Source organism: Nocardia puris, assembly GCF_036051655.1.
In the GTDB taxonomy this organism is placed as follows: Bacteria; Actinomycetota; Actinomycetes; order Mycobacteriales; family Mycobacteriaceae; genus Nocardia; species Nocardia puris.
Map to the genome: position 1 here is coordinate 1544647 of NZ_CP107943.1, position 24903 is coordinate 1569549.

The 24903-nt window shown below is 69.5% G+C and carries 24 protein-coding genes; 16 read left to right on the forward strand and 8 right to left on the reverse strand.

What is annotated here, in order from left to right:
- Positions 1–111 precede the first annotated feature (111 nt).
- From OHB21_RS06815 to OHB21_RS06845, 7 genes are all read left to right on the forward strand, one after another.
- Positions 112–717 (forward strand): bacterial proteasome activator family protein, encoded by a 606-nt coding sequence (locus OHB21_RS06815; protein WP_067509859.1) that lies wholly within the window; start codon positions 112–114, stop codon positions 715–717.
- Positions 718–949: 232 nt separating this feature from the next.
- The gene (gene wzm, locus OHB21_RS06820; RefSeq protein ID WP_067509707.1) at positions 950–1789 is read left to right on the forward strand and encodes a galactan export ABC transporter permease subunit Wzm/RfbD; all 840 of its coding nucleotides are present in this window, start codon (positions 950–952) and stop codon (positions 1787–1789) included.
- An 11-nt stretch (positions 1790–1800) separates the two neighbouring features.
- The gene (gene wzt / locus OHB21_RS06825; protein ID WP_067509708.1) at positions 1801–2631 is read left to right on the forward strand and encodes a galactan export ABC transporter ATP-binding subunit Wzt/RfbE; all 831 of its coding nucleotides are present in this window, start codon (positions 1801–1803) and stop codon (positions 2629–2631) included.
- Positions 2628–3623 (forward strand): galactofuranosyltransferase GlfT1, encoded by a 996-nt coding sequence (gene glfT1, locus OHB21_RS06830; RefSeq protein ID WP_084537713.1) that lies wholly within the window; start codon positions 2628–2630, stop codon positions 3621–3623. Before wzt ends, glfT1 begins: the two co-directional genes overlap by 4 nt.
- Before the next feature lie 57 nt (positions 3624–3680).
- Entirely contained in the window at positions 3681–4124 is a 444-nt protein-coding gene (locus OHB21_RS06835; RefSeq protein WP_147265837.1) for a hypothetical protein, read from the forward strand.
- Between the two features lie 219 nt (positions 4125–4343).
- Positions 4344–5390: a ribosome small subunit-dependent GTPase A gene (rsgA, locus tag OHB21_RS06840; protein WP_067509712.1), complete on the forward strand. Its 1047-nt coding sequence runs from the start codon at positions 4344–4346 to the stop codon at positions 5388–5390.
- 156 nt (positions 5391–5546) lie between these two features.
- Positions 5547–6392 (forward strand): SDR family oxidoreductase, encoded by an 846-nt coding sequence (locus OHB21_RS06845; protein ID WP_067509714.1) that lies wholly within the window; start codon positions 5547–5549, stop codon positions 6390–6392.
- Positions 6393–6443: 51 nt separating this feature from the next.
- Here the strand turns inward: OHB21_RS06845 and OHB21_RS06850 are convergent, their stop codons facing one another.
- Both OHB21_RS06850 and OHB21_RS06855 read right to left on the reverse strand, forming a co-directional pair.
- The gene (locus tag OHB21_RS06850; RefSeq protein ID WP_195124901.1) at positions 6444–8342 is read right to left on the reverse strand and encodes a glycosyltransferase; all 1899 of its coding nucleotides are present in this window, start codon (positions 8340–8342) and stop codon (positions 6444–6446) included.
- A 145-nt stretch (positions 8343–8487) separates the two neighbouring features.
- The gene (locus OHB21_RS06855) at positions 8488–9195 is read right to left on the reverse strand and encodes a GtrA family protein (protein ID WP_228789703.1); all 708 of its coding nucleotides are present in this window, start codon (positions 9193–9195) and stop codon (positions 8488–8490) included.
- Between the two features lie 41 nt (positions 9196–9236).
- On the opposite strand from OHB21_RS06855, the gene OHB21_RS06860 reads away from it, so the two are divergent.
- Both OHB21_RS06860 and OHB21_RS06865 read left to right on the forward strand, forming a co-directional pair.
- Positions 9237–10223: a glycosyltransferase gene (locus OHB21_RS06860; protein ID WP_228789706.1), complete on the forward strand. Its 987-nt coding sequence runs from the start codon at positions 9237–9239 to the stop codon at positions 10221–10223.
- Entirely contained in the window at positions 10220–11845 is a 1626-nt protein-coding gene (locus OHB21_RS06865) for a DUF2142 domain-containing protein (protein ID WP_232331762.1), read from the forward strand. The genes OHB21_RS06860 and OHB21_RS06865 overlap by 4 nt, the downstream gene beginning before the upstream one ends.
- 8 nt (positions 11846–11853) lie before the next feature.
- Here OHB21_RS06865 and rfbB read toward each other — a convergent pair whose 3' ends face one another.
- Positions 11854–12858, reverse strand: a complete 1005-nt coding sequence (rfbB, locus tag OHB21_RS06870) for a dTDP-glucose 4,6-dehydratase (RefSeq protein WP_067509718.1) — start codon at positions 12856–12858, stop codon at positions 11854–11856.
- Positions 12859–13161: 303 nt separating this feature from the next.
- On the opposite strand from rfbB, the gene OHB21_RS06875 reads away from it, so the two are divergent.
- Positions 13162–13869, forward strand: a complete 708-nt coding sequence (locus OHB21_RS06875; RefSeq protein WP_195124902.1) for a hypothetical protein — start codon at positions 13162–13164, stop codon at positions 13867–13869.
- Positions 13870–14052: 183 nt separating this feature from the next.
- Here OHB21_RS06875 and OHB21_RS06880 read toward each other — a convergent pair whose 3' ends face one another.
- Complete coding sequence (locus OHB21_RS06880) at positions 14053–14535, reverse strand: hypothetical protein (protein WP_067509868.1); 483 nt, start codon at positions 14533–14535, stop codon at positions 14053–14055.
- Between the two features lie 257 nt (positions 14536–14792).
- Between OHB21_RS06880 and OHB21_RS06885 the strand changes: the two genes are divergently transcribed.
- Together OHB21_RS06885 and OHB21_RS06890 are read left to right on the forward strand one after the other, a co-directional pair.
- Positions 14793–15353, forward strand: coding sequence for a DUF4282 domain-containing protein (locus tag OHB21_RS06885; RefSeq protein WP_067509722.1), 561 nt, complete (start codon positions 14793–14795; stop codon positions 15351–15353).
- Positions 15354–15576: 223 nt separating this feature from the next.
- The gene (locus OHB21_RS06890) at positions 15577–16455 is read left to right on the forward strand and encodes a helix-turn-helix domain-containing protein (RefSeq protein WP_195124904.1); all 879 of its coding nucleotides are present in this window, start codon (positions 15577–15579) and stop codon (positions 16453–16455) included.
- A 1-nt stretch (position 16456) separates the two neighbouring features.
- On the opposite strand, the gene OHB21_RS06895 is transcribed toward OHB21_RS06890, so the two are convergent.
- On the reverse strand, positions 16457–16885 hold the full coding sequence (locus tag OHB21_RS06895; protein WP_067509726.1) for a MarR family winged helix-turn-helix transcriptional regulator: 429 nt from the start codon (positions 16883–16885) through the stop codon (positions 16457–16459).
- 86 nt (positions 16886–16971) lie between these two features.
- Here OHB21_RS06895 and OHB21_RS06900 point away from each other — a divergent pair, with 86 nt between their 5' ends.
- Entirely contained in the window at positions 16972–18438 is a 1467-nt protein-coding gene (locus tag OHB21_RS06900; RefSeq protein ID WP_195124905.1) for an MFS transporter, read from the forward strand.
- Between the two features lie 226 nt (positions 18439–18664).
- Here the strand turns inward: OHB21_RS06900 and OHB21_RS06905 are convergent, their stop codons facing one another.
- Positions 18665–19216: a dTDP-4-dehydrorhamnose 3,5-epimerase family protein gene (locus OHB21_RS06905; protein ID WP_067509730.1), complete on the reverse strand. Its 552-nt coding sequence runs from the start codon at positions 19214–19216 to the stop codon at positions 18665–18667.
- 2 nt (positions 19217–19218) lie between these two features.
- Positions 19219–20091, reverse strand: a complete 873-nt coding sequence (rfbA, locus tag OHB21_RS06910; RefSeq protein ID WP_067509870.1) for a glucose-1-phosphate thymidylyltransferase RfbA — start codon at positions 20089–20091, stop codon at positions 19219–19221.
- Between the two features lie 166 nt (positions 20092–20257).
- Here rfbA and OHB21_RS06915 point away from each other — a divergent pair, with 166 nt between their 5' ends.
- The 3 genes from OHB21_RS06915 to OHB21_RS06925 all read left to right on the forward strand — a co-directional run bounded on the left by OHB21_RS06915 (position 20258) and on the right by OHB21_RS06925 (position 24386).
- Positions 20258–21241: an alpha/beta hydrolase gene (locus OHB21_RS06915; RefSeq protein ID WP_067509732.1), complete on the forward strand. Its 984-nt coding sequence runs from the start codon at positions 20258–20260 to the stop codon at positions 21239–21241.
- Positions 21242–21373: 132 nt separating this feature from the next.
- Positions 21374–23551 (forward strand): molybdopterin oxidoreductase family protein, encoded by a 2178-nt coding sequence (locus tag OHB21_RS06920; RefSeq protein WP_067509733.1) that lies wholly within the window; start codon positions 21374–21376, stop codon positions 23549–23551.
- A gap of 211 nt (positions 23552–23762) precedes the next feature.
- Complete coding sequence (locus tag OHB21_RS06925; protein WP_195124906.1) at positions 23763–24386, forward strand: pyridoxamine 5'-phosphate oxidase family protein; 624 nt, start codon at positions 23763–23765, stop codon at positions 24384–24386.
- A 24-nt stretch (positions 24387–24410) separates the two neighbouring features.
- On the opposite strand, the gene OHB21_RS06930 is transcribed toward OHB21_RS06925, so the two are convergent.
- The gene (locus OHB21_RS06930) at positions 24411–24866 is read right to left on the reverse strand and encodes a GtrA family protein (RefSeq protein WP_170160761.1); all 456 of its coding nucleotides are present in this window, start codon (positions 24864–24866) and stop codon (positions 24411–24413) included.
- Between the last annotated feature and the right edge of the window lie 37 nt (positions 24867–24903).

The window sequence follows — 24903 nt, forward strand, 5'->3', positions numbered from 1 at the left end:
AATCCGAACCACACGGACCCGGACAGAATAGTCGCGCGCCGCGAGCGCGGCAGCGGGGGCCGCCGCGACCGGCGTTAGCGCGCCGGACGACAACGCGACATGATGGGGACCATGACGCATCCGGATGAGGCACCCGAATCCATCGTCGTGGTCGGTCCCGACGGCAGGCCGCTCGCCATCCCCGCCGGCGCGGACGGCACGCCCCTGACCGGACAGGTGATCGCGGACGACGACGAACCCGCAGGCGAGGCGAGCGAGCGCGAGGACGGCGGCGAATCGCTGGCCGACATGGTGGAACAGCCGGCCAAGGTGATGCGGATCGGCACCATGATCAAGCAGCTGCTCGAAGAGGTGCGCGCCGCCCCCCTGGACGACGCCAGCCGCAGCCGCCTCAAGGAGATCCACAAGTCCTCGGTGCGCGAGCTCGAACAGGGCCTGGCCCCCGAGCTGCGCGACGAGCTGGAGCGCCTGACGCTGCCGTTCACCGACGACGCGGTGCCTTCCGACGCGGAGCTGCGCATCGCCCAGGCCCAGCTGGTCGGCTGGCTGGAGGGCCTGTTCCACGGCATCCAGACCGCGCTGTTCGCCCAGCAGATGGCCGCGCGGGCCCAGCTCGAGCAGATGCGCCAGGGCGCGCTGCCGCCGGGGATGCACGCGGTCGACCCGCGCGGCGGCCGGGCCGATCACGTCACGGGCGGGTCCGGACAGTACCTGTAACCAGCTGTTCGCGGCCCGGTCCGGCGTGTACCTGCGGACCTCGGGGACGGTGCCCCAGGTAGTCTCGACCACCGTGCCCTCCGCAGCCGCTCGTACCGACGCCGACGTGAGTACGCCGCGCCCCGATGAGAGCGAAAGTCACGAAGAGAGCAATAGTCCCGAAGTGAGCCCAGTGTCGTCAGATCAGAGTCCGGGTGCCGATGCCGCGACCGCCGAGGAGTCGGCGGGCCGGATGAGCACGCCCCCGGCCTCGGATTCGCAGACCTGGCGGCGCGCGTTCAAGGACATGCGCGACGGCTTCGGGCAGCGCGAACTGTGGCTCTCGCTGGGCTGGCAGGACATCAAGCAGCGCTACCGGCGCTCGGTGCTCGGCCCGTTCTGGATCACCATCGCCACCGCCGTGCAGGCCGCGGCGATGGGCATCCTCTATGCCACCCTGCTCGGCCAGCCGCTGCGCGAGTACCTGCCCTACGTGACCGTCGGCCTGATCTTCTGGTACGTGATCAGCGCGAGCATCCTCGAGGGTTCGGAGGTGTTCATCGCCAACGAGGGCCTGATCAAACAGCTGCCCTCGGCGTTGAGCGTGCACGTGTACCGGCTGGTGTGGCGGCAGTTCCTGTTCTTCATCCACAACGTCGGCATCTATTTCGTGCTGCTGGTCGCGTTCGGGGTCTGGCGCAACCTGCATTGGGCGAGCCTGCTGGCGATACCCGCGATCGGATTGATCTTCCTCAACTCGATGTGGGTGTCGATCCTGTTCGGCATCTTCAGCACCCGCTACCGCGATATCGCGCCGATTCTGGGCAGCATGACGCTGATGCTGTTCGTGCTGACGCCGGTCATGTGGACCACCAAGACGCTCGAAGATCAGATCGGCGGCGCGAGCGACCGGGCCCGGCTGGTGGAGATCATCCCCACCTTCCATTACCTGGAGATCGTGCGCGCCCCGCTGCTCGGTGAACCGCAGGCGCTGCGGCACTGGGTGATCGTCGGCGTCATCACCGTGGTCGGCTGGATTCTCGCCCTGGTCGCCATGAAGAAGTACCGTTCGCGCGTACCGTACTGGGTGTAGGAGCCGCCGCGATGAGTGTGAGTATCGAAACCCATGACGCGTGGGTCGAATTTCCGATCTTCGACGCCAAATCGCGCTCGCTGAAGAAGGCCTTCCTGGGGAAAGCGGGCGGCGCGATCGGGCGCAACCAGTCCGATGTGGTGGTGGTCGAGGCGCTGCGCGACATCACGCTCTCGCTGAAGGAGGGCGACCGGATCGGCTTGGTCGGCCACAACGGCGCGGGCAAATCGACGCTGCTGCGCCTGCTGGCGGGCATCTACGAACCCTCCCGCGGCAGCGCCCGCATCCAGGGCCGGGTGGCGCCGGTATTCGACCTCGGCGTCGGCATGGACCCGGAGATCTCCGGCTACGAGAACATCATCATCCGCGGCCTGTTCCTCGGGCAGACGCGCAAGCAGATGCTCGCCAAGATCGACGAGATCGCCGATTTCACCGAACTCGGCGAATACCTCCAGATGCCGCTGCGCACGTATTCCACCGGTATGCGGGTGCGCCTGGCGATGGGCGTGGTCACCTCCATCGACCCGGAGATCCTGCTGCTCGACGAGGGCATCGGCGCGGTGGACGCGGAATTCATGAAGAAAGCGCGGCTGCGCCTGCAGGAACTCGTCGCGCGTTCTGGCATTCTGGTGTTCGCCAGCCATTCCAACGAATTCCTCGCCCAACTCTGCGATTCGGCGCTGTGGATCGATCACGGTCGCATCCGGGAGCGCGGCGGCATCGAAGACGTGGTGCGCGCGTACGAGGGGCCCGACGCCGGGAATCACGTCGCGACCGTGCTGAAGGAATTGGCGGCCGAACGCGACGGCAGCGAACGAGAACTGGAGCGGAACAACGCATGAACTCCCCGGCCGGGCAGGACGCCCCCATCACCGCTGGGGACCACGCCCCGGCCGACTCGACCGCGCCCGCGGTGGACTGGGTTCCGGCCGATACCGGCCCGACCGCGAAAGTGGTGGCCGTCGTGGTCACCCACAAGCGGCGTGAGCTGCTCGCCGAATCGCTGAAAGTGCTCGCCTCCCAGTCGCGTCCGGTGGACCACCTGATCGTGATCGACAACGGCAACGAGCCCGAGGTCGCCGAGCTGGTCGAGCAGCAGCCGGTGGCGACCACCTACCTGGGGTCGGCGCACAACCTGGGCGGCGCGGGCGGTTTCGCGCTCGGCATCCTGCACGCGCTCAGCCAGGGCGCGGACTGGGTGTGGTTGGCCGACGACGACGGCCGCCCCGACGGCGACCAGGTGCTGGCCACCCTGCTCGACTGCGCCGAGCGCCACGGGCTGGCGGAGGTCTCGCCGGTGGTCTGCGATATCGACGATCCCGACCGCCTGGCCTTCCCGCTGCGGCGCGGTGTGGTGTGGCGGCGCAAGCGCTCGGAGCTGGGCGACGACGATTTCCTGCCCGGCATCGCGTCGCTGTTCAACGGCGCGCTGATCGCCGCGCGGGCGGTGGACCTGATCGGCGTGCCCGATCTGCGGCTGTTCGTGCGCGGCGACGAGGTGGAGGTGCACCGGCGCCTGGTGCGCTCGGGCCTGCCGTTCGGCACCTGTCTGCAGACGGCCTACCTGCACCCGAACGGGGCGGCGGAGTTCAAGCCGATCCTGGGCGGGCGCATGCACACCCAGTATCCCGACGATCCGGTCAAGCGCTACTTCACCTACCGCAACCGCGGCTACCTGATGTCCCAGCCCGGAATGCGGAAGCTGTTGCCACAGGAGTGGATTCGCTTCTCCTGGTTCTTCCTCGTCACCCGGCGCGACCCGGCGGGCCTGCGCGAGTGGTTCCACCTGCGCTCGCTCGGCCGCAACGAGCAGTTCGGCAAGCCGGAGAAGTAGGCCGGGCCCGGTCGGCGTGGCGCCGGTACACTCGTGCGCCGAGCAAGAGGAGGTGCCGTGACCGATCCCGGCAGGGTGAATCGTGCGCAGATGCCCTCGGGGACACCCGAATTCCGCTTCGAGCCGGGGCCGACGGGCCTGACGGTCGAGATGACCAGGATGGCACTGCAGATCGGCATCAAACCCGTGCTGCGCGTGAACGGCTATCCGCTGCCGCAGGCCCGGTGGGGCACGAACGCGGTGCCGGGGCCCGCGGGGCAGCACCAGGTGATCGCGGGCATGAGCCAGCTGGGTATGGAGTACGGCAATGCCGTCGCCTACGTCCCGGTCATCGAGGGACACACGACCCGGGTGTACTACCGCGCACCCGCGCAGGTCTGGCTGAACGGCGCCCTCGGCCCCGAGCCCCAGCCCACGCCCGGTGTGGTGGTCATGTATGTCGCGTGGGCCGTGCTCGCGGTGATCCTCGTGCTCGCCGCTGGCGTAGCGGTCGCCCTGTAGGAAAACAGGTTGCCGCGCCAGGGCTGGTCTGGCAGCGTGTGGGGCATCCCGGCGTGAGCCGGGCCGAGTCGAGAGGGAGGTGGATCGTGACGACGTACGTTGCCGTTGTCGTGCCCGCGTGCGCCGCGCTGTCGCGTGCCGCCGCACCGGATTCCGCCTCCCTCTCCTCGCGCTGAGCCCTTCTTCCGGGCTCCGCGCCCAACGAAGGACTCCCCCATCATGGTCGACTACGACCTGCTCGTCCCTTACGGCTGGACCGAAGCCGTAGCCAATCAGTACGCGCCGCACCTCGACGAGGGCTGTGTGCCCGCGCGCGTGGTGCGCATGGATCGCAGCGAATGCGATGTGGTGACGCCCGACGGGCCCGCGCGCGCCACCTGTCCGCGTCCCGACGCCGAGCCCAGCGGGCTGTGCACCGGCGACTGGGTGGGCGTGGACGCGCGCCTGACCGTCCGCGCGGTGCTGCCGCGCCGGTCGGCGATCGTGCGCTCCACCGCGTCGCGGCGCTCGGAGGGCCAGGTGCTCGCCGCCAACGTCGACACGGTGCTCATCTGCACCGCCGCCGACGGCGACGTGGACCTGGGCCGGATCGAGCGCATGCTCGCCCTGGCCTGGGAAAGCGGTGCGCAACCCGTCGTCGTGCTCACCAAAGCCGATGCGGCGCAGGATATTCCGCTCGACGAGGTGCGCGCGATCGCGCCCGGCGCCACCGTGCTGGCGGTCAGCGCGACCGGCGGCCACGGCCTCGACGTGCTCGCGGCCGTGCTCGACGGCACCGTCGCGCTGATCGGCCCGTCCGGCGCGGGCAAATCGACCCTCGCCAACGCGCTGCTCGGCGCGGATGTGTTCGCCACCAACGCCGTTCGCTCGGTCGACAAGAAGGGCCGCCACACCACCGTGCACCGGGAGCTGCGCCCGCTGCCCGGCGGCGGCACCCTCATCGACACGCCGGGACTGCGCGGGATCGGGCTCTGGGACGCCGCCGACGGGATCGAGAAGACGTTCAGCGATATCGAATCCCTCGCGGCCGCTTGCCGATTCCACGATTGCGCGCACAACGGCGAACCCGGGTGCGCGGTACGTGCGGCGATCGAGAGCGGCGCGCTGACCGAGCGCCGGCTCGAGAGCTACCGCAAGCTGGCCCGCGAGAACGAATGGATGCGGGCCCGCACCGACAAGCGGTTGCAGGCCGAGCGCGAACAGGTATGGAAGGACATCGCCAAGCACCAGCGGCGCATGTACCGAGAGCGCGGCGGGAGACGCTGACCAATGGTGGGCGGGATTCGTCCCGCCCACCATTATGCAACTCATTGCATATGGACGGACCCTGCGCCTACTGTGCACAGTTGTGGGTACAGCGGGCTCGCCCGCGCGCCCTCCGGGCGGTGACCCGTCCGGCCACGCAGACGAAGGAGCACGTCCATGACGGAATCGAAGCCGCTCGCGGGCAAGACGGTCATCATGTCGGGCGGCAGCCGCGGCATCGGGCTCGAGATCGCCAAGCGCGCGGCCGCCGACGGCGCGAACATCACCCTGATCGCCAAGACCGATCAGCCGCACCCCAAGCTCCCCGGCACCATCCACACCGCCGCCGCCGAACTCGAGCAGGCGGGCGGACAGGTCCTGCCCTTCGTCGGCGACATCCGCGACGACGACGCGGTGGCCGAGGCGGTGCGCCAGACCGCCGAGCGTTTCGGCGGCATCGACATCGTGGTCAATAACGCCTCCGCCATCGACCTCTCGCCGACCAGCGCGCTGTCGATGAAGAAGTACGACCTGATGCAGGACATCAACTGCCGCGGCAGCTTCCTGCTGTCCAAACTGAGCCTGCCGCACCTGCGCGCCTCGGCACAGGCCGGCCGCAACCCGCACATCCTCACGCTCTCCCCGCCGCTGAACCTCGACCCCAAGTGGGCGGGCGGCTCGCTGGGCTACACCATCGCCAAGTACGGCATGTCGCTCACCACGCTCGGCCTGGCCGAGGAGCTGAAAAACGAGGGCATCGGCGTGAATTCGCTGTGGCCGCGCACCACCATCGCCACCGCCGCGGTGCGCAACCTGCTCGGCGGCGAGCAGATGGTCGCCACCTCCCGCACCCCCGACATCTACGCCGACGCCGCGTACCTGGTCCTCACTTCCCCCGCCGAGAAGACGACGGGCAACTTCTTCATCGATGACGACGTCCTCGCCGCACACGGCATCACCGACCTCGACAAGTACCGCGTCACCCCGGGCGACGGACCGCTGACCACAGATCTGTTCCTGTAGTGAGCACGATGCCCCGGAACACGAAAGGTGTTCCGGGGCATCGCTTTTCGACTACTTCGAGTCGATTCCGTACAAGCGCTCCCAGTTCTCTCGGCTGGTGAGCTCGGGCATGGCAGCCCGGTACTGCTCCTGCACGGTGGGCAGTTCGCGGCGCAGGCGGCGCAGGACGCGGATCGTGCGGCGCAGGAGTTGGCGGGCGCGGGCCTTGTCGCGCTGCCGGACGCGCACGCCCGACTGGGAGGCGTCGGTGACGACCACGTGGTCGAACAGCGAGACGTGCCACCAGTGCGCGTCCTCGCGGGTGACGCCGATCAGACCGTGCTGGGTGCGGCCGAACCACTGGTTGATGGCCCGCTTGACCAGCACCATCGTGACGCGGCTCGGCTCGCCGCCCGCGCGGCGGATCTGGATCTCACCCGAGGGCACCGGCGGTGTGGCGGCCGGATGCTTGATGGTCTCGGGGTAGTCGTTGCGGCTGGTGCGCGCGGCCGCCAGCGCCTCGATACCGCCGTCGCGCAACACCTTCGGGCCCTCGAGGAAATCCTCGATGCCTTGCAGGGTGGTGTGCACCAGGCCGTACTGCATGCCGACCAGCTGCTCGGCGATATTGCGGAACAGCTGACGGGTGATCTTCTTGCCGTCCAGATCGGTGTGCAGCGAGCCGACCACCAGCGAGTTGCGCGTGCTGAAGTAGCGCGCCCAGTCGTCGTAGTCCTTCCAGTAGAAGTCGGCGTGCCACACCGCCGCGTTGGGCAGCGTCACCGTCACGAAACCGTGCTCGCGGGCGCGAATGCCGTACTCCACGTCGTCCCACTGGAAGAAGATCGGGATCGGCAGGCCGATCCGCGCGACCACCTCGGCCGGGATGAGGCAGGTCCACCAGGCGTTGTAGCCGGCGTCGACGCGGCGCTCCTGGTTCTTCTTGAGCATGCTGGTGTTGCGCAGCGCCTTGGGCACCTTCTGCCCGTGCCGCAGCTCGTGCAGGTGCACCTCTTCGGCGCCGACGTTGAGGTAGTCGGGGTTGAGCAGGAACAGCATCTGCGCGCCGACCAGCGTCGGTTCCACCGTGAGGTTGGCGAACGCGTTGAGCCGCAGCACCGTTTCCGGCTCGCACAGGATGTCGTCGTCCATGAGGATGACGTCGGCGTGCTCGTTCACCGCAGACACCTCGTAGAGCCCGCGCGTGAAGCCGCCGGCGCCACCCAGATTCGGCTGGCGGATGTAGCGCAGCTTGTCGCCGAAAACCGGCAGCACTTCCTGGAAGCGGGGCCGGTCCTGCACCAGGTCGGTGCCCTGGTCCACCACGTAGACCGCGTCGATGGCGCCGAGCACGGTGGGATCGGAGGCCAGCGCGGCGACCGTCTCGGCGCAGTCGGCGGCGCGGTTGAAGGTGCAGATGGCGATGGCCACGGGGCGCACCCGCTCGGGGGCGACGGCGGTCCAGGCCAGATCGGTGAGGCCGAGTTCGCCGCCCGCGGCGTCGAACTCCAGCCACAGCGCGCCGCCGTCGACGTACTGGTCCAGCGGCGCGGTCAGCGTGATCGGGCCGCTGGAATTCACGGTGGTGGAGTCGATGATGCGGCGGTGGCCCGCGATATCGGAGGCCACCAGGCGGGCGCGGGCCAGGCCCTTCACCTCGAGGGTGACCGTGGCGCGCACCTCGGTGACGGTGGTCCAGCGCTGCCAGTAGCTGGCGGCGAAGCGGCCGAAGTAGGTGTTGGTGTGCGCGGTGGCGCCTTTTTCCAGGCGCAGCGCCTGCCGCTCACGGGTGAAACGGCCCTTGACCACGGCGTAGAGCTCGTCGCTGACCCGGGGCGAGGGGCCGGTGAAGATGCCGCGCTGCAGGACCAGACGGTCCGGGGCCCGATGGTCGGCGCGTAGCGAGGCCGGCGCGACGACGGTCGCGCGGCCGTTCGTTTCGGTAACGGCCTTGGTAGCCGACTGCTCCATAAGTCCTCGAAATCCTCATTGTCTTTGCCGACGGGGCGAGCGGGCGGACGGGGCGGACGCGCCCCTGGCCACCGTGCGCGGCGGGAGCGAGGATATCAACCGCTATGGCGGCGCGCCCGCCCAGGAACCTGGGGTATCGCCCTCACTATTGTTGCTGTTCATTTGCCGATTTGCCGGTGAAGACGAACTTGTCGTAGGCCCAGAACCGGAAGACGACCGCGACGATCTGCCCGATGAGCGTGCCGGAGATGTTGTCGGCCAGCGGGCTCGACAGACCGAGCACGTACCGGGAAAATCCGAGACAGCCCAGTTGCAGGCCGATGGCGACGACGTTGATCAAGACGTAGAGCAGGTATTCGCGGCCCGGGTTGTCGGTCTGCTGCTGCCCGTAGGTCCACCATTTGTTGCCGAAGTAGGTCACCACGGTCGCCACGCCGATCGCGATGATCTTGGCCGGCAGCGGCGCGGCGTGCATCGGCCCTTCGCCGCCCCAGAACACGAGCACGTTGTAGGTGCCCGCGTCGACCAGGAACCCGATCGCGCCGACCACGAGGAACGCCGCGGCTTTGCGCAGTCCCGCGATCAGCCGTGGAAGCAGGGGCTGTTTCGCGGCGACGGCATTCGAGGCACCGGAGACGACCGGCTCGCCCGACCCCGGCTCGGCGGACCCCGGCTCGGTACGGGGGGCAGCTGTCGAACGCGGCGCGACGGGCGCGCCGTTCACGAGAGGATCGGCCCGCCCGGTTTCGGGGACGCGCTCGGGCGCCGTGGCGGACTGCTCGGGGTGGGACACCTGGGCGACGGTACCCCAGCGTGGCGCGGGCACGGGTGAGCGCGCGACCGGTACCGCCATGTACCCTCCCCGGTGTTCCCCTTCACCGCCGACTTCGAGGAATGACCCGGGTGGATTCCACCGAGCTTCGCATTGCCGCCGTGGTCCCGTGCCACAACGAAGAGGCCTCGGTCGCCAAGGTCGTCGCCGACCTGCAGGCCGCCGTGCCGGGCATCGTCGTCTATGTCTACGACAATCTGAGCACCGACCGGACCGCCGAGCTGGCGCGCGCGGCGGGTGCGGTCGTGCGTCACGAGCACACCAAGGGCAAGGGCAATGTGGTGCGACGCGCGTTCGCCGACATCGAGGCCGACGTGTACCTGATGATCGACGGCGACGACACCTACGAGGCGTCGGCCGCGCCGCTGATGATCAAGACGCTGCTCGACGGCCCGTACGACCACGTGCTCGGCGTGCGCAAGCAGGACCAGGAGAGCGGCTCGGCCTACCGCGCGGGGCACGAGACCGGCAACAAGGTGCTCAACGGCGTGGTCGGCAAGGTGTTCGGCGAGAACGTCGAAGACATGCTGAGCGGCTTCCGGGTGTTCTCGCGCCGGTTCGTGAAGAGCTTCCCCGCGGTGTCGCGCGAATTCGAGATCGAGACCGAGCTGACGGTCCACTCGCTGCACCTGCGGGTGCCCCAGACCGCGGTGCCGGTCGGGTTCCGCGATCGCCCGGCGGGCAGCGAATCCAAACTGCGCACCTACCACGACGGTTTCAAGATCCTGGCGCTGATCATCGGCCTGGCCCGCCACGAGCGCCCGGTCGCGTTCTACGGCCTGTTCGGCACGCTGAGCTGGCTGGTGTCGATCGTGCTGACCATCCCGATCGTCATCGAGTTCACCCGCACCGGCGAGGTGCCGCGCTTCCCCACCCTGTTCCTCGGCTTCACCCTGCTGCTGCTGGGCAGCCTGGCCTGGACGGCGGGCCTGATCCTGGACGGCATCCGCCGTTCCCGCCACGAGGCGGCCCGGCTGATCTACCTGCGCTACGCGGCGGTCGGCGCGGACGACCCGCGTGGCGGTGACGCGGCCGGGGACGCGCGGTGACGGCCTCGGCCGAGCGCGGTACCACCGTGGACGACCCCGAGCATCCGGCCGCAGGCAACGGTTCGGCGCGCGTGGACGATCCCGCGCCGGCTCGCGCCGAGTCCGAAACCGCCGCGCCGCAGCAGGACTCGCCGACCGCGGCGGCCAAGGTGCGCGGCGTCGCGGGCGGCGTGGTCGAGCGCTTCGGCGCGGCCACCGTGGCGTTCGCGGTGATCGCCGCCGTCTTCGGCGCGCTGTTCGCCGTGTACACCCCGCCGTTCTGGGGCCACGACGAGATCACCCAGTTCGGGCGCGCCTACCAGGTGTCCCAGGGCGGTTTCCTGCCGCAGGAGATCGAGGACGATCGCGGCGTCGCCTACGGCGGCGAGGTGCCCGCGAGCGTCGACGAGCTGATGGGCTACGCGTTCCGCGACTACCAGGACAATCCGGCCGAACCCGGCCGCATGGTGGCCGATCCCGGCGCCTACGACCGGCTGGAGTCGGCGAGCCTGGACACCCCGATGCGGCCGATCTGGTTCACCAATACCGCCGCCTACTCCGCCGTCCCGTACGTGCCCGCCGCCATCGGCATCAAGATCGCCGAGGTGACCGGCGCGGATGTGGGCGGGCTCGTGCTGCTCACCCGCCTGGCCGGGCTGCTGGCCTACCTGCTGGTGGTGGGCTTCGGCCTCTACGCGCTGCGCGCGCACCGGGTGCAGTGGCTGGCGTTCACGGTGGCGGTGCTGCCGATCGCGGTGTTCCAGGCGGGCACCGTCACGGCCGACACGCTCACCAACGCGCTGGCGATCATGGTGTCGGCGCTGCTGGTCAAGGCGGTGTTCCTGGGCAACGCGCTCAACCGCGCGGAGACCGTGGCGCTGCTGGGCGCCACGCTGCTGCTGCCGCTGAGCAAACCGACCTACGTGCTGCTGGCGATGCTGGTGGTGGTCGTGCCCGTCGACCGCTTCGCGTTCTTCGGCGAGCGCGCGGGCCGCGTCTGGCGATTCGTCCCGTGGGCGTTCGCGGCGGTGGGCGCGCTGGCGTTCGCGGTGTGGATGAAGATCGCCGCGCCCACCGGCGACGGTATGAGCCTGATGCGCCCCCGGCACCAGTGGTACACGGTGAAGCCCGACGAGCAGCTCGGCGAAATCCTCGGCGATCCGGTCGGATTCGTGCGCGTGTTCGGCGACAGCATCATCTATCGCGACCAGCGCTGGTTCACCCAGTTCTTCGGCGAACTCGGGTTCGCCTACATCGACGTCCCCGCCGTGACCATCCTGTGCTGCCTGTTCGCGTTCGCGGTGAGCCTGGGCGTCGCCGACCGGATGAACCCGGACACCGCGACCTTCCGCCGCACGCTGGTCGTCGCGCTGACCGTCGCCGCGAGCGTGGCGATGATCTATGTGACGCTGTACATGTCGTTCACGCCGATCGGCTTCTACATCATCGACGGTGTGCAGGGGCGCTACTTCGTGCCGCTGGCGCTGGTCGCGTTCGCGGCGCTGCTGCGGTGGATGCCGTTGCGCCTGGCCGACGCGCAGGGCCGCACGCCCACCCGTGGCCCGGCCATCGCGGTGATCGTGGCGACCGTGGTGGCGCTGTTCGCCGCGCTGGCGAAGTACACCACGATCGTCTGGGGCTGAGCCCGGCTTCAGCCGAGCGTGCGCTCGCCCGCCTCGGCGTAGGCGCGCTCGGTGACGGCCTTGTGCGGGCGCCACCAGGATTCGTTCTCGCGGTACCAGCGAATGGTGTCGGCGAGTCCGGCGCGGAAATCGGCGTAGCGCGGTGCCCAGCCCAATTCGGTGCGCAACAATGTCGCGTCGATGGCGTAGCGCTGATCGTGGCCGGGGCGGTCGGTGACGTGATCGAAATCGCCGGGATCGCGGCCGAAGGCCTCCAACAGCAGGCGCACGACGGACTTGTTGTCGAGTTCGCCGTTCGCGCCGATCAGATACGTCTGCCCGATCCGTCCCTTGTCCAGAATGTCCCAGACCGCGCGATTGTGGTCGTCCACGTGAATCCAATCCCGGACCTGATGGCCCGCGCCGTAGAGGCGGGGGCGCACACCGTCGATCAAGTTGGTGATCTGGCGCGGAATGAACTTCTCGACGTGCTGATACGGCCCGTAATTGTTGCTGCAATTCGACAGGGTGGCGCGCACGCCGAACGAGCGGGCCCAGGCGCGCACCAGCATGTCGCTGGAGGCTTTGGTGGCCGAGTAGGGACTGGACGGGTTGTAGGGCGTCGACTCGGTGAAGGCGGGATCGCCCGCGCCCAGATCGCCGTACACCTCGTCGGTGGAGACGTGGTGGTAGCGCACCTCGTGCCTGCGCACGGCCTGGAGCAGCGAGTAGGTGCCGACGATATTGGTCTGCACGAACGGCCACGGCTCGGCGAGGGAGTTGTCGTTGTGGGATTCGGCGGCGAAATGGACCACCGCGTCGACGCCGCTGACCAATTCGTCGACCAGATCCAGATCGGCGATGTCGCCGTGCACGAAATCGATGCGGTCGGCGACCGGATCGAGGGAGGCCCGATTGCCCGCGTAGGTGAGGGCGTCGAGCACGGTGACGGTGACGCCGGGCCGTTCGGTCACGGTCCGCTGGACGAAATTCGCGCCGATGAATCCGGCGCCGCCGGTTACGAGCAATCGCACGTTCCGACTCTACGTCGGCGCGCGCCCGTCGCCGAAGTGACGGGCGGACGACGAGCTGATTCGCCGAGGGCACACACGGGAATTGTGACTTCGATCTCCGCGAACCGCGGTGACTCGGAGCGACCGGTTCGTTCGCTCCGCTGACGCACTGCCGGGGTGGATGTTTCCGCGAACCCACCGATCGAGGCCGCGCGCCGGTGAACGGAATTTGAATCAACGGACACAGCGAGTTCACCGCGCGATAGCTGGCCCCGATTTGGATCATCGAGTCCCCTCCGAACGCTGCACATCGAGGTAATACACATGCTGATGAGGAAATTCGCCGCCACCTCGGCCCTGCTGATCGCCGCTCTCGGCGTCACCGCGGGCGCCGTCAACGCGGCCCCCGCCGAGCACGACGGCGTCATCAACTTCACCGCCGAGCAGACCGAGACCTCGGCGCTCATCTCCACCGACGTGGGCTCGCTCGTCGTCGAGGACGACGCGCTGAAGATCAAAGCCGCCGACGGCACCACCGTCGCCGGCACCCCGCTGAAGCTGCGCATCGACGAGTTCGAGTTCCCGATCGCCGCCGAGATCTCCGGCCGCAACGCCACCCTGACCCCGCAGGTCGCCCCGGACAAGGCGGTCTACAAGCCGGTCGCCCTGCCGTACGAGAACCAGGCGCCCTGGAAGACCGAATACGAGCGCGAGCAGGCCGCCTGGAACCGCATGACCAGCACCATCGCCATGGGCGCCACCATCGGCACCCTGGTCGGCGGCCTCGGTGGCGCGGCCGTGGGCTGCCTGGCCGGCGGCGCCGTGGGCGCGGCGGCCATCGGCGGCACCATCGTCGGCCTGTTCGGCCCGTTCATCGGCGGCGCGCTGCTGGGCTGCGTCGCGGGCGCGGCGGCGGTCGGCGCGCTGGGCACCATCGCCGGTCAGATCTTCGTGACGGGTCCCGTCGCGATCGGCGCGGCCATCCAGTACTTCACGACGATCAACCAGCCGTTCACCCCGCCCGCCAAGTAAGCGGATCGACGGTCTCCACAACTGAATTCGCTCGCTTCGGCGAGGACTGGGAGCCCCGCCGGGAGACCGGCGGGGCTCCTCGTCCGTCCTCCGGAAACGGCGAAGACCGGCATCCGGGAATCGGATGCCGGTCTCTCAGGGCCGGTAGTGCGGGCCGTCCCTGTCGCTACAGGGCGGCTCGCCTCAGCAGGCGACGCTGGTGAGCTGGGGGCGACGGCGCGAGACCGCCGAGCGCACGGCCGCGGCCAGGGCCACCACCGGCGGGATCCAGCGGGCCTCGTGCGGGGCGACGCCCCAGCAGGCCGCACCGGCCGACATCTTGCTCGGCGGCAGCGGGATGCCCGCGCCGTCGGTGTGCACGACCGCGCCGGCCTCGCGCAGCGCCTCGAGCGCCATCGCGGCCTTGCGCAGACCGGTCACCAGGTGGATCTCGCGACGGTCGGCGCCGGGGAACTCGATCACCGGGCCGGACAGGTTGTTCGCGCGCAGGAAGCGCCGGACCTCACCCGCGAGCTCGCCGCTGACCTCGATGCCGGACACGTCCTCATCGGTGATCAGGCAGATCCCGTTGGCCGTTTCGGCGACCGTCCACCCGCGCTGGATGTAGTCCTGCGCAGCGGCGTCGATGTCGGCCGCTGAGACGGAAGTCGGAAACGAGGTGCGCACTGTTTTCTCCATTCCCCGTATAGATCGTGGGTTCCTGCGTTCATGGGTCGTATCGAGCGGCGGGGCCCCGAGCGTTACGCGTTCGCCAGAACTTTTCCGAACTGTGCAGTAGGTCTCATTCGGGCGGGGTCCTGTCGTCCTCGATCCGGCCGCTGCCTGGGCTCGAATGTGCCCCCCGAACCTGGGGATGAGCTGGGAAGCCGCTGTGTGGTGGCGGTGGGCTGGTTCGGGGCGCGGAATGCGGGGAGGATTCGGCTATGACCGATGAACCCAGCGCCGCCGCCGACCCGGATCCGGAGGAGTTCGAACCCGAATCCCGGTGGCTCGCATGGCGCGAATCGGCCACCCGCCGCTTCACCCGCGCCGCCGAGCACGACGAGCGGCCCGCCGAGCCGTTCCGCAGCCCGCGCGCCTTCCGCCAGTGGAGCGCGGAGGCCGCGCGCGCCCTGGTCGATGTGCAGTTCCAGCGCACCGCCACCCGCACCCTGTTGCCGCTGACCTACATGCTCGGCCTGATCTTCGCGATCGCCGTGCCGATCACGCTGACGGTGTGGATGTGGCAGGTCTCGGCCGTGCTCGGCGTGCTGGCCGGATTGATCGCGCTGCCGCTGGGCCTGTCCATCGCCGCGGCGGTGCGCCTGATGCTCGAGTTCCTGGTCAACGCCTCACGTCTGGCAACCCGGGTGGAGCACATCAGCGATCTGGCCGACGACCTGTTCCAGGCGCTCTCGGATGTGGCCGAACCGGTGAATCAGCTGTCCGAGGACGTGCGTGCGGTCCAGTTCTGGCGCTTCCGCAAGCGCGGTCCGCGCAAGTGAGCAATCAGGCTTAATTGCCCGAATCAGACCGCACCGAACCTTTTTGTCTCAGTTCGGACAATGACGTATCTGAGTCGATTCACATAGTTTTTTTCAGATACGCTGTGAAACTTGCTGTTTGAGCGGACGGGGCAGTCGGCCGCTCGGACAATCGAGCGTCGGCAGCGGCGGCACGGGAGGAATCGCCGGTCGCCCTCGGCGCAGAGCTCGCAAGGGGGAAAGCATGGCTTTACCGCAGGGAACCACCGGATCGACCATGCCGCGCCGGCAGCTCGGCCGCCACCTGCGGGACCTGCGCAACCGTGCCGGGATGACGACCAGGACGGCGGCTCAGCGCCTGGAGTGGTCGGAAGCCAAGATCTGGCGCATCGAGACCGGGCAGACCTCCCTGCGGAGCTTGGACGTGGAGGCCATGTGCAAGATCTACGGCGCGCCCAGCGAGCTGGTCGGCCCGCTCACCGCGCTGGCCAGGGAGACCAAGGCGCGCGGGTGGTGGACCACCTACGGTGACGCGATCCCCGAGGGTTTCGAGATCTACATCGGGCTCGAGGAGGCGGCACTACAGCTGTCCACCTTCGAAAACGCCCTGGTGCCGGGGCTTCTCCAGACCGAGGACTACGCGCGCGCGGTGCTGGCCGAGGGCCGCCCCGGCTCCTCCCCCGGCTTGGTCGACCGCCGCGTACAACTGCGCATGACCAGGCAGAACCTCATCACGCGCGCGGATGCGCCCGTGCAACTGGACGCGATCATCGACGAGTCGGTGCTGTGGCGGCGGGTCGGCGGCGTCGAGGTGTCGGGCGCGCAGATCGACCACCTGCGGCGCATGTGCGACCTGCCGAACGTGCGGCTGCGCACGGTGCCGCCGGACGCGGGATTCCACCCGGGTCTGGAATCGGGCCCGTTCGTGCTGCTCGGTTTCGGCGAGGGCAGCGCGGGCGCGGCCGCCGAGCCGCCGGTGGTGTACGTGGAGTCGTTCACCGGCCCGGTCTACGTCGACAAGGATCTCGAGATCGACAGGTACCGCGCGGCGTTCGCCGGTATCGCCGCGGCCGCGGTGGACGCGCGCCCGCTGCTGGACGAGGTGCGCGCCGCCCTGGCGTAATTCACCGGCAGGTTTCGGCGCGGCCGCCGGTCCACGTCTCGAGCAGCACCTCGCGGTGGGTCGGCAGCGCCTCGGCGTGCAACCGCAGGCCCTTCGCGGTGAGCTGGACGAACAGGGCGCGGCGGTCGTCGGCGCACATGGTGCGCTCGGCCAGGCCGTCGCGTTCCAGCCGGGCCACCGCGCGGGAGAGCGCGCTCTGACTCAGGTGGATCTCGCCGGCCAGATCGCTCATCCGGCATTTGGCCTGATCCGCGCAGACCAGCCGGTCCATGGTCTCGAATTCGCTGAGCCCGATGCCGTGCCGTTTCTGGAGCGCGTTCTCCATCGCACAGCTGACGGCCGCATGTCGTTCGAGCAGCTCGCGCCACTCGGCCACCAGCTCGGCGGGCGCCTCGCCCCGCCGAACCGCCTGCGGAACCGGCTTCGACATGGGGCCATCCTAGTACCCGCCCCTGAACCATGCAACGGCATTTTATGTGTTGGCATCTTATGTGCACGCATGTAATGTCCCATCCCATGAATTCACCGGCAACGCTCTCGGCCGCCGCGGCGACCGATCCGACCAGATGGCCCGTCCGGCTCTGGGGCATGCTGATCACCCTGTGCGTCGTCCTGTTCCTGGACGGCCTCGACGTCTCGATGATCGGGGTCGCGCTGCCCTCGATCGGCGCCGATCTCGACCTGTCCACCTCGACGCTGCAGTGGCTGGTCAGCGGCTACGTGCTCGGCTTCGGCGGCCTGCTGCTGCTCGGCGGGCGCACCGCCGATCTGCTCGGGCGGCGCAAGGTCTTCCTGATCGCGCTGGCCGTCTTCGCCCTCGCCTCGCTGGCGGGCGCGCTGGTCAGCTCGGGCCCGCTGCTCATCCTCACCCGGTTCATCAAGGGCCTGGCCGCCGCGTTCACCGCGCCGACCGGCCTGTCGATCATCACCACCACGTTCGCCGAGGGCCCGGCCCGCAACAAGGCGCTGTCGATCTACACCGTCTTCGGCGCGGGCGGTTACTCCTCCGGGCTGCTGTTCGGCGGCCTGATGACGGGCATCGGCTGGCGCTGGACCTTCCTGCTCCCGGTGCCGATCGCGCTGGCCGCGCTGGCCGCCGCGTACGTGCTGGTGCCCAAGGACAAGCCCGCCGAGGAGGGCGGCCACGACATCCTGGGCGCGGTGCTCTCCACCGGCGCCATGCTGCTGCTGGTCTACACGGTGGTGAGCGCGCCAGAAGTGGGCTGGACGACGCCGCGCACGCTCGGCTCGTTCGTCGGCGTGCTCGCGCTGGCCGCCGCGTTCGTGGCGGTGGAACGGCGGCTGCGCCACCCGCTGGTGCGGCTGGGCATCCTGCGCAAGACCACGCTGGTGCGGGCCGCGATCGCCGTGGTCGCGCTGGCCGGTTCGTTCTTCAGCTGGCAGTTCATCGTCACGCTCTACCTGCAGGACACCCTCGACTGGTCACCGCTGAAGCTGGCCATGGCGCTGCTGCCGACCGGCATCCTGGTGGCGCTGTCGGCGGTGTACTCCGACAAGCTGGTCGACCGGTTCGGCACCGGGCGCGTCATCGCGGTCACGCTGACGCTGATGGCCATCGGCTACGTGCTGTTCCTGCGCGTCGACACCGCACCGGCCTACCTGACCATGCTGCTGCCCGCGATCCTGCTGATCGGCATGGGCTGGGTCGGGTTCCCGGCCATCAACATCCAGGCCACCAGCGGTATCGAGGACGACGAACAGGGCCTGGCGGCCGGCGTGCTCCAGACGTCGATGCAGGTCGGCGCGGCGATCGTGCTGGCGGTGACCACGGCGCTCATCTCCTCCGGCGTCACCCACGGGGAGACCTCGGCGGCGGCCGCGCTCGACGCCTTCCGGCCCGGCCTGTACTTCGTCACCGGCGTGACGATCGTCGGCGCGCTGGTCGCGATCGTCCCGCTGCTGGTGGCCGGGCGCGCCACCCGTGAGCCGGTCACCGAACCGGCGCCCGAACTCGTCGGCTGATCCGCAGCGGCCGGCGAACGTGCGACACCCCCGGCGGCTGGGACCGGGGGTGTCGCCGCGTCCGGATAGCGGGTGTGCGGGCGGGCGTCCGCGATGGTTGCGGCAGCGTGGCCGCGAGCGTTCCGGAAGCCTGGCCGCGAGCGTCCCGGCGACCTGGCGCGATCGGTGCGGCGGTCTGACCGAGATCGTCCCGGCGACCTGGCGAGGGCGGCCGAACGCCCGCCGCTCAGCGCGAGAAGGGCGGGGCCGCTTCGTCTTTCGGGGAACGCCTGTAGGTCAACGGGTTTCCGTCGCGGCCGGCCGTCGGCCAGTCGATCCCGAGCACCGGATCGAAGGCGTCGATGTCGTGATCCAGTTCGGGGGTGTACTCGAGGGAGCACAGGTAGGTGACCGTGCTGTCGTCCTCGAGCGAGAGCAGGGCGTGGCCGAGCCCCTCGGAGACGAACACCGAGCGGCGGTCCACGTCGTCGATGAGCACGCTGTCCCAGCGGCCGTAGGTCGGCGAACCGGGGCGCAGATCCACCACCACGTCCAGGAACGCACCCCGCACGCAGGTCACGTATTTGGCCTGGCCGGGCGGGTTTTCGGTGTAGTGGATGCCGCGCAGCACGCCCGCCGCCGACACCGACACGTTCACCTGGCGCAGATCGAACGGGCGGCCGGTGGCCTTCTCGAACTCCGAGGCCTTGAACGATTCCGCGAAGGCGCCCCGCTCGTCGTGGAACAGCCGCGGGGTCACCTCCCACGCGCCGGGCACCGCCAGTTCTCGAAACTCCATGCTCACCAATCCCGTCCGCGCTCCAGCAAGTCCAGCAGGTAGCTACCGTAGCCGGAGCGCACCAACGGTTCAGCGCGAGCGCGCAGCCCCTCGTCGTCGATGAAACCCATCCGCCAGGCCACTTCCTCGGGCACGCCGATCTTGAGACCCTGCCGTTCCTCGATGGTGCGCACATAGTTGGCGGCGTCGAGCAGGGAGTCGAAGGTGCCGGTGTCCAGCCACGCGGTGCCGCGCGCCAGCACCTCCACCCGCAGTCTGCCCTGCTCCAGGTAGGCGCGATTCACGTCGGTGATCTCGTATTCGCCACGCGCCGAGGGCGTCAATCCCTTGGCGATCTCCACCACGTCGTTGTCGTAGAAGTACAGCCCGGGGATGGCGTAGTTGGAGCGCGGGACCTTCGGCTTCTCCTCGATCGACACCGCGCGCCCGTCCACGAACTCGATCACGCCGTAGGCCGTGGGATCGGAGACCCAGTAGGCGAAGACCGCGCCGCCGGAGATGCTTTCGAAGCGCCGCAGGCTGGTGCCGAGGCCGGGGCCGTGGAAGATGTTGTCGCCCAGCACGAGCGCGGCCGGTTCGTTCCCGATGTGGTCCGCGCCCAGCACGAACGCGCGGGCCAGGCCGTCGGGTTCCGGCTGCACCACATAGCTGAGCGAGATGCCGAAGCGGCTGCCGTCGCCGAGCAGACGGGTGAACGCCTCGGCGTCCTCCGGGGTGGTGATCACCAGGATGTCGGTGATCCCCGCCAGCATCAGGGTGGACAGCGGGTAGTAGACCATCGGCTTGTCGTAGACCGGCACCAGCTGCTTGCTCACCCCGCGCGTGATGGGGTGCAGCCGGGAACCCGTGCCGCCCGCCAGGATGATTCCGCGCATGCCCCCGAGTGTGCCAGCCGGGCCGGTTCCGGAGTCGGGGAGGTTCCGACTGGCGCACGAATCGGTCACGGAGGTTTCGCCACCGGGCGTGTCGGTCGATAGAGAGGGAACGGATCACACTGGCGTGGCCGGGCACTCGGGCGCGCCTCGATGAGGGAGGTGTGCCATGGCGACGATCAGTGCCCCGGTCGTGATGAACCCGCACGGTCCGAGCGCGCAGGCCCGGTTCCTGCTGGCCACCTGCCGTGGCGTGGTGCGCCCGCTGCTGCGCGCGGCCCCCATCACCCGCGTGACGATCCCGGTGGGCGCGGCCGCCATCGACGGGCTCGCCCGCCTGCGCCCGAGCCCCCGCGGCGTGGAACGCGAACAGGTGCGCCTGGCCGGATTCCGGATGGAGATCGTGCGCCCGTCCGGCGCCGCGCGCGCCCTGCGCCACGGCGCGGTGCTGTATCTGCACGGTGGCGGTTTCGCGATCTGCGGACTGGAGACGCACCGGCCGGTCGCGGCCAGCCTGGCCCGGCGCACCGGACTCGCGGTGGTCAACGTCGAATACCGGCAGCTGCCGGGGCGCGCCATCACGGATTCGATCGAGGACTGTCTCACCGCCTACCGCTGGCTGCTGGCCCACGGCGTCGACCCGGGCCGGATCGTGTTCGCTGGCGATTCGGCGGGCGGCTACCTCACCTTCGCGACCGCGCTGCGCGCCCTGCGCGACGGACTGCCCGCGCCCGCCGGACTGGTCGGGCTGAGCCCGCTGCTCGATCTCGACTACGCCGCCAAGCGCGCGTACCGCAATGTCGCGCTCGATCCGTACATCCCGGTCTCGGCGATCGAGGCCGTGGTGCGGATCGGCGCCGAGCGCGACGGCCTGCTCGATCCGCTGCTCTCGCCCGTCAACGACACCCTCGCCGAGCTGCCGCCGGTGCTGCTGGTGGCCGCCGAGGACGAGGTGCTGCGCTACGACTGCGAGCTCATGACCGAGCGGCTCGACGCCGCAGGGGTGCCGAACACGCTGGAGCTCTGGCGCGGGCAGGTGCACGCGTTCATGAGCATCGCGCCGAATCTGCCCGAGGGCAGGGCGGCGCTCGGACGGGTCGCGCGCTTCGTGCGCACTCGGCTCGAGGAGGTGGAGCGGGCTCGGACGGCCTGACCACGGTCGGCCGGACGAGTCGAACCCCGCCCCGGGCCCCGCGTCCGGGGCGGGATTCTCCGCTATGCGACATTGTCGAGAAATGTCGCAAATAGGGGTTCCGGCGCCGCCCGCGCCGGGTCAAGATGGGATATGGCCCGGATCACAGACCTGTCCCGCAACCTGCTGCGCACCTGCCCGCTGTGCGAGGCGGTCTGCGGCCTCGAGATCACCCTCGACCCGCACGACCACGTCACCGCCGTGCGCGGCGACAAACTCGACCCGTTCAGCAAGGGCTTCCTGTGCCCGAAGGGCGCGAGCCTGGGCCGCGTGGACGAAGACCCCGACCGCGTCACCGAACCGCTGATCCGCGACCGCGCCACCGGCGAACGCCGCGTCGCCACCTGGGACGAGGCGTTCGACTACATCGCCGCGCGCTTCGGCCCGATCGTCGCCGCGCACGGCAACCAGTCCGCCGCGCTGTACCTGGGCAATCCGAACGCCCACACCATCGCGGGCACGCTCTACCTGCCGATGCTGATCCGGGCGCTGGGCACCAAGAACATCTACTCCGCCAGCACCGCCGACCAGATGCCCAAACAGGTGGCCAGCGGGCTGATGTTCGGCGACCCGATGGCGGTGGCCGTACCCGATCTGGACCGCACCGACTACCTGCTGATGCTCGGCGCGAATCCGCTCGACTCCAACGGATCGGTCTGCACCGCACCGGATTTCCCCGGACGGCTCAAGGCGCTGCGCAAGCGCGGCGGGCGTTTGGTGGTGGTCGATCCGCGCGTCACCCGCACCGCGAAGATCGCCGACGAGCACGTCTTCGTGCGGCCGGGCAGCGACGCGTACCTGCTGTTCGGCATCGTGCACACGCTCTTCGCGGAGGATCTCGCCGACGTGCGCGTCGAGGTGAACGGACTCGACGAACTGCGCCGCGCCGCAGCGGAATTCCCGCCAGAAGTAGTGGCGGAGCGCACCGGCGTACCGGCCGGCACCATCGCGCGCCTGGCCCGCGAACTGGCCGGCGCGCCCACGGCCGCCGTCTACGCCAGGATCGGCACCTGCACAGCGGAATTCGGCACGCTCACTCAGTGGCTCGTCGACGTGATCAACGTGCTGACCGGCAATCTCGACTCCCCCGGCGGCGTCATGTTCGCCACCGCCGCCGCGGGCGCCATCGCGCGCACCAAACCGTTCCGCACCGGCCGCTGGACCAGTCGCGTGCGCGAATTGCCCGAAACCATGGGCGAACTCCCCGTCGCCACCCTCGCCGACGAGATCACCACACCGGGCCCGGGACAGGTCCGTGCGCTGGTGACGGTGGCGGGCAACCCGGTGCTCTCCGCACCCAGCGGCCCGCGCCTGGACGCGGCGTTCGCCGGGCTGGAGTTCATGGTGAGCGTGGACCGCTACGTCAACGAGACCACCCGGCACGCCGATGTGATCCTGCCGCCGCCGCGCAAACTCCAGTCGCCGCACTACGATTTCGCGCTGCTCCAGTTCGCGGTGCGCAACTACGCGCGCTATTCGCGGCCGCTGGTGCCGCTGGGCGACCGGCCGTCGGAGGCGGCGGTGCTGGCGCGCCTGGGCGCGGCGCTCACCGGCGCACCGCACGACGGCGACCCGCTGGGGCAGCTGGACGAACTCGTCATCGCGGGGATGCTGCACAAGGCGGGCATCCCCGAACGCCGCCCGGACCTGCACGGCGCGAACAGCACCGAACAGCGCATCGACCTGATGCTGCGCCTCGGCCCGCACGGCGAATGGAACGGCGGGAGCCTGAATCTCCAAGTGCTGCTGGACAATCCGCACGGCGTGGATCTCGGCCCGCTCACCCCGCGCCTGCCCGGCGCGCTGCGCACCGCCTCGAAACGCGTCGAGGTCGCACCCGAGCCGCTGCTGGCCGACGTGGCGCGGCTGCGCGCCCGGCTCACCGAGGACGCGCCCGAGTTCGTGCTCATCGGCCGTCGCCATCTGCGCTCCAACAACAGCTGGATGCACAACGTCCCCACGCTGGTGAGCGGATCGAACCGGTGCACCTTGCAGATCCACCCCGGCGATGTGGCGCGGCTCGGGCTCGGCGAGCGGGCCGTGGTGAAGTCGGCGGCGGGAGCGGTGACCGTCGCCCTGGAGCCGACGGAGACGATCATGCCCGGCGTGGTGAGCCTGCCGCACGGCTGGGGCCACGCCACCGGCACGCAATCCGTCGCCGATGCCACCTCGGGCGTGAACGCCAATGCGCTGACCGATGATTCGGTGGTGGACGCACCCTCCGGAACGGCGGTGTTCAACGGCGTGCCGGTCACGCTCGCTCCGGCCTGAGCGCGCTTTCCGAAAAGAATTCCGGCCGGTCGGATTTGAATTTCCGGCCGGAATTCCGTTGGCGCCCGGGGGTATCCGGCGCGGTTCGGCGAATGCGATTTCGCGTATTGACGCGACCGGATTCCTCTAAAATGGGTGAGATTTCGGCCCGGGTCGATCCACCGGCGAATCGCCCCGGACCTTGCCGAATCCGGCTAGCAGAGGGGCGCGCATGTCCGGCAAACAGTATGGCAGCGACGGCGAGCACGAACTACAGGAGCGGCTCGGCACCACCGACCGGGCGCAGCGATTCTACGACGACCAGATGCTCGACCATCTCAACGAGACCATGATCGAGTTCATCGGCCGCATGGACATGGCGTTCGTCGCCACGGCCGACAAGCACGGCGAATGCGACAACAGTTTCCGCGCGGGGGTGCCCGGATTCCTGCACGTCATCGACGAGCGCACGATCGCCTATCCCGAATACCGGGGCAACGGCGTGATGGCCAGTCTCGGCAACATCCTGGAGAACCCGCACGTCGGCATTCTCCTGCTGGATTTCGTGCGCGATCTGATCGGCCTGCACATCAACGGCACGGCGCGCATCGTTGAGGACGCACATTTGCGAAAGAGCGTGCCCGCACTGCCGCCCCCGGTGAAAGGCCGCGCCGCGCAAGTGTGGGTGGTGGTCGATGTGGAAGAGGCCTACATCCACTGCCGCAAGCACATCCCGCATCTGGTGCCCGCCGACCGCGTGCGCGACTGGGGCACCGACAACGTGCGCGCCAAGGGCGGCGACTACTTCGGCGTCAAGGCGCAGGCCCGCGCCGAGGAGACCGCCGCGCTCGCCTGAGATCCCGTCAACGGGCCATGACGGTCAATGGATCTTGAAGATCACCACGCGCTGCACCACGAAATTGATGACGGTGGCGGTGCCCTGCGCGACGACGAACGCCAGCGGCACCTTCCACCAGAAGTCGCCGAGCACGTGGAACAGCACCTGGTTGATGCCCACCTGCACCGCGAACGTCGTGGCGTAGAGCGCCACCACCGCCGCGAACCGCTTGCGGCTCGGCGGGGCCTTGAAGGTCCAGCGACGATTGATCAGATAGGCCGTGGTGGTGCCCGCGAGGAAGCCGAGCGACTTGGCCAGCGCGACGGGCAACCCCACCACGTTCAGCAGCAGGACGTACAGGCCGAAGTCCACCAGCGCCGACAGGCCGCCGGTGACGGTGAACCGGACGATCTGGGTCTTCAGGTCCACGTCCGTGCCGCCGGGCTCGTCGACAAGCGGCAGCTCGGCGGGCAGCGGGAGGTGGGGTTCGGCACTCACGCGAGCGAGCCTAATAGGCGCTGCCGGGCGGCAGCCC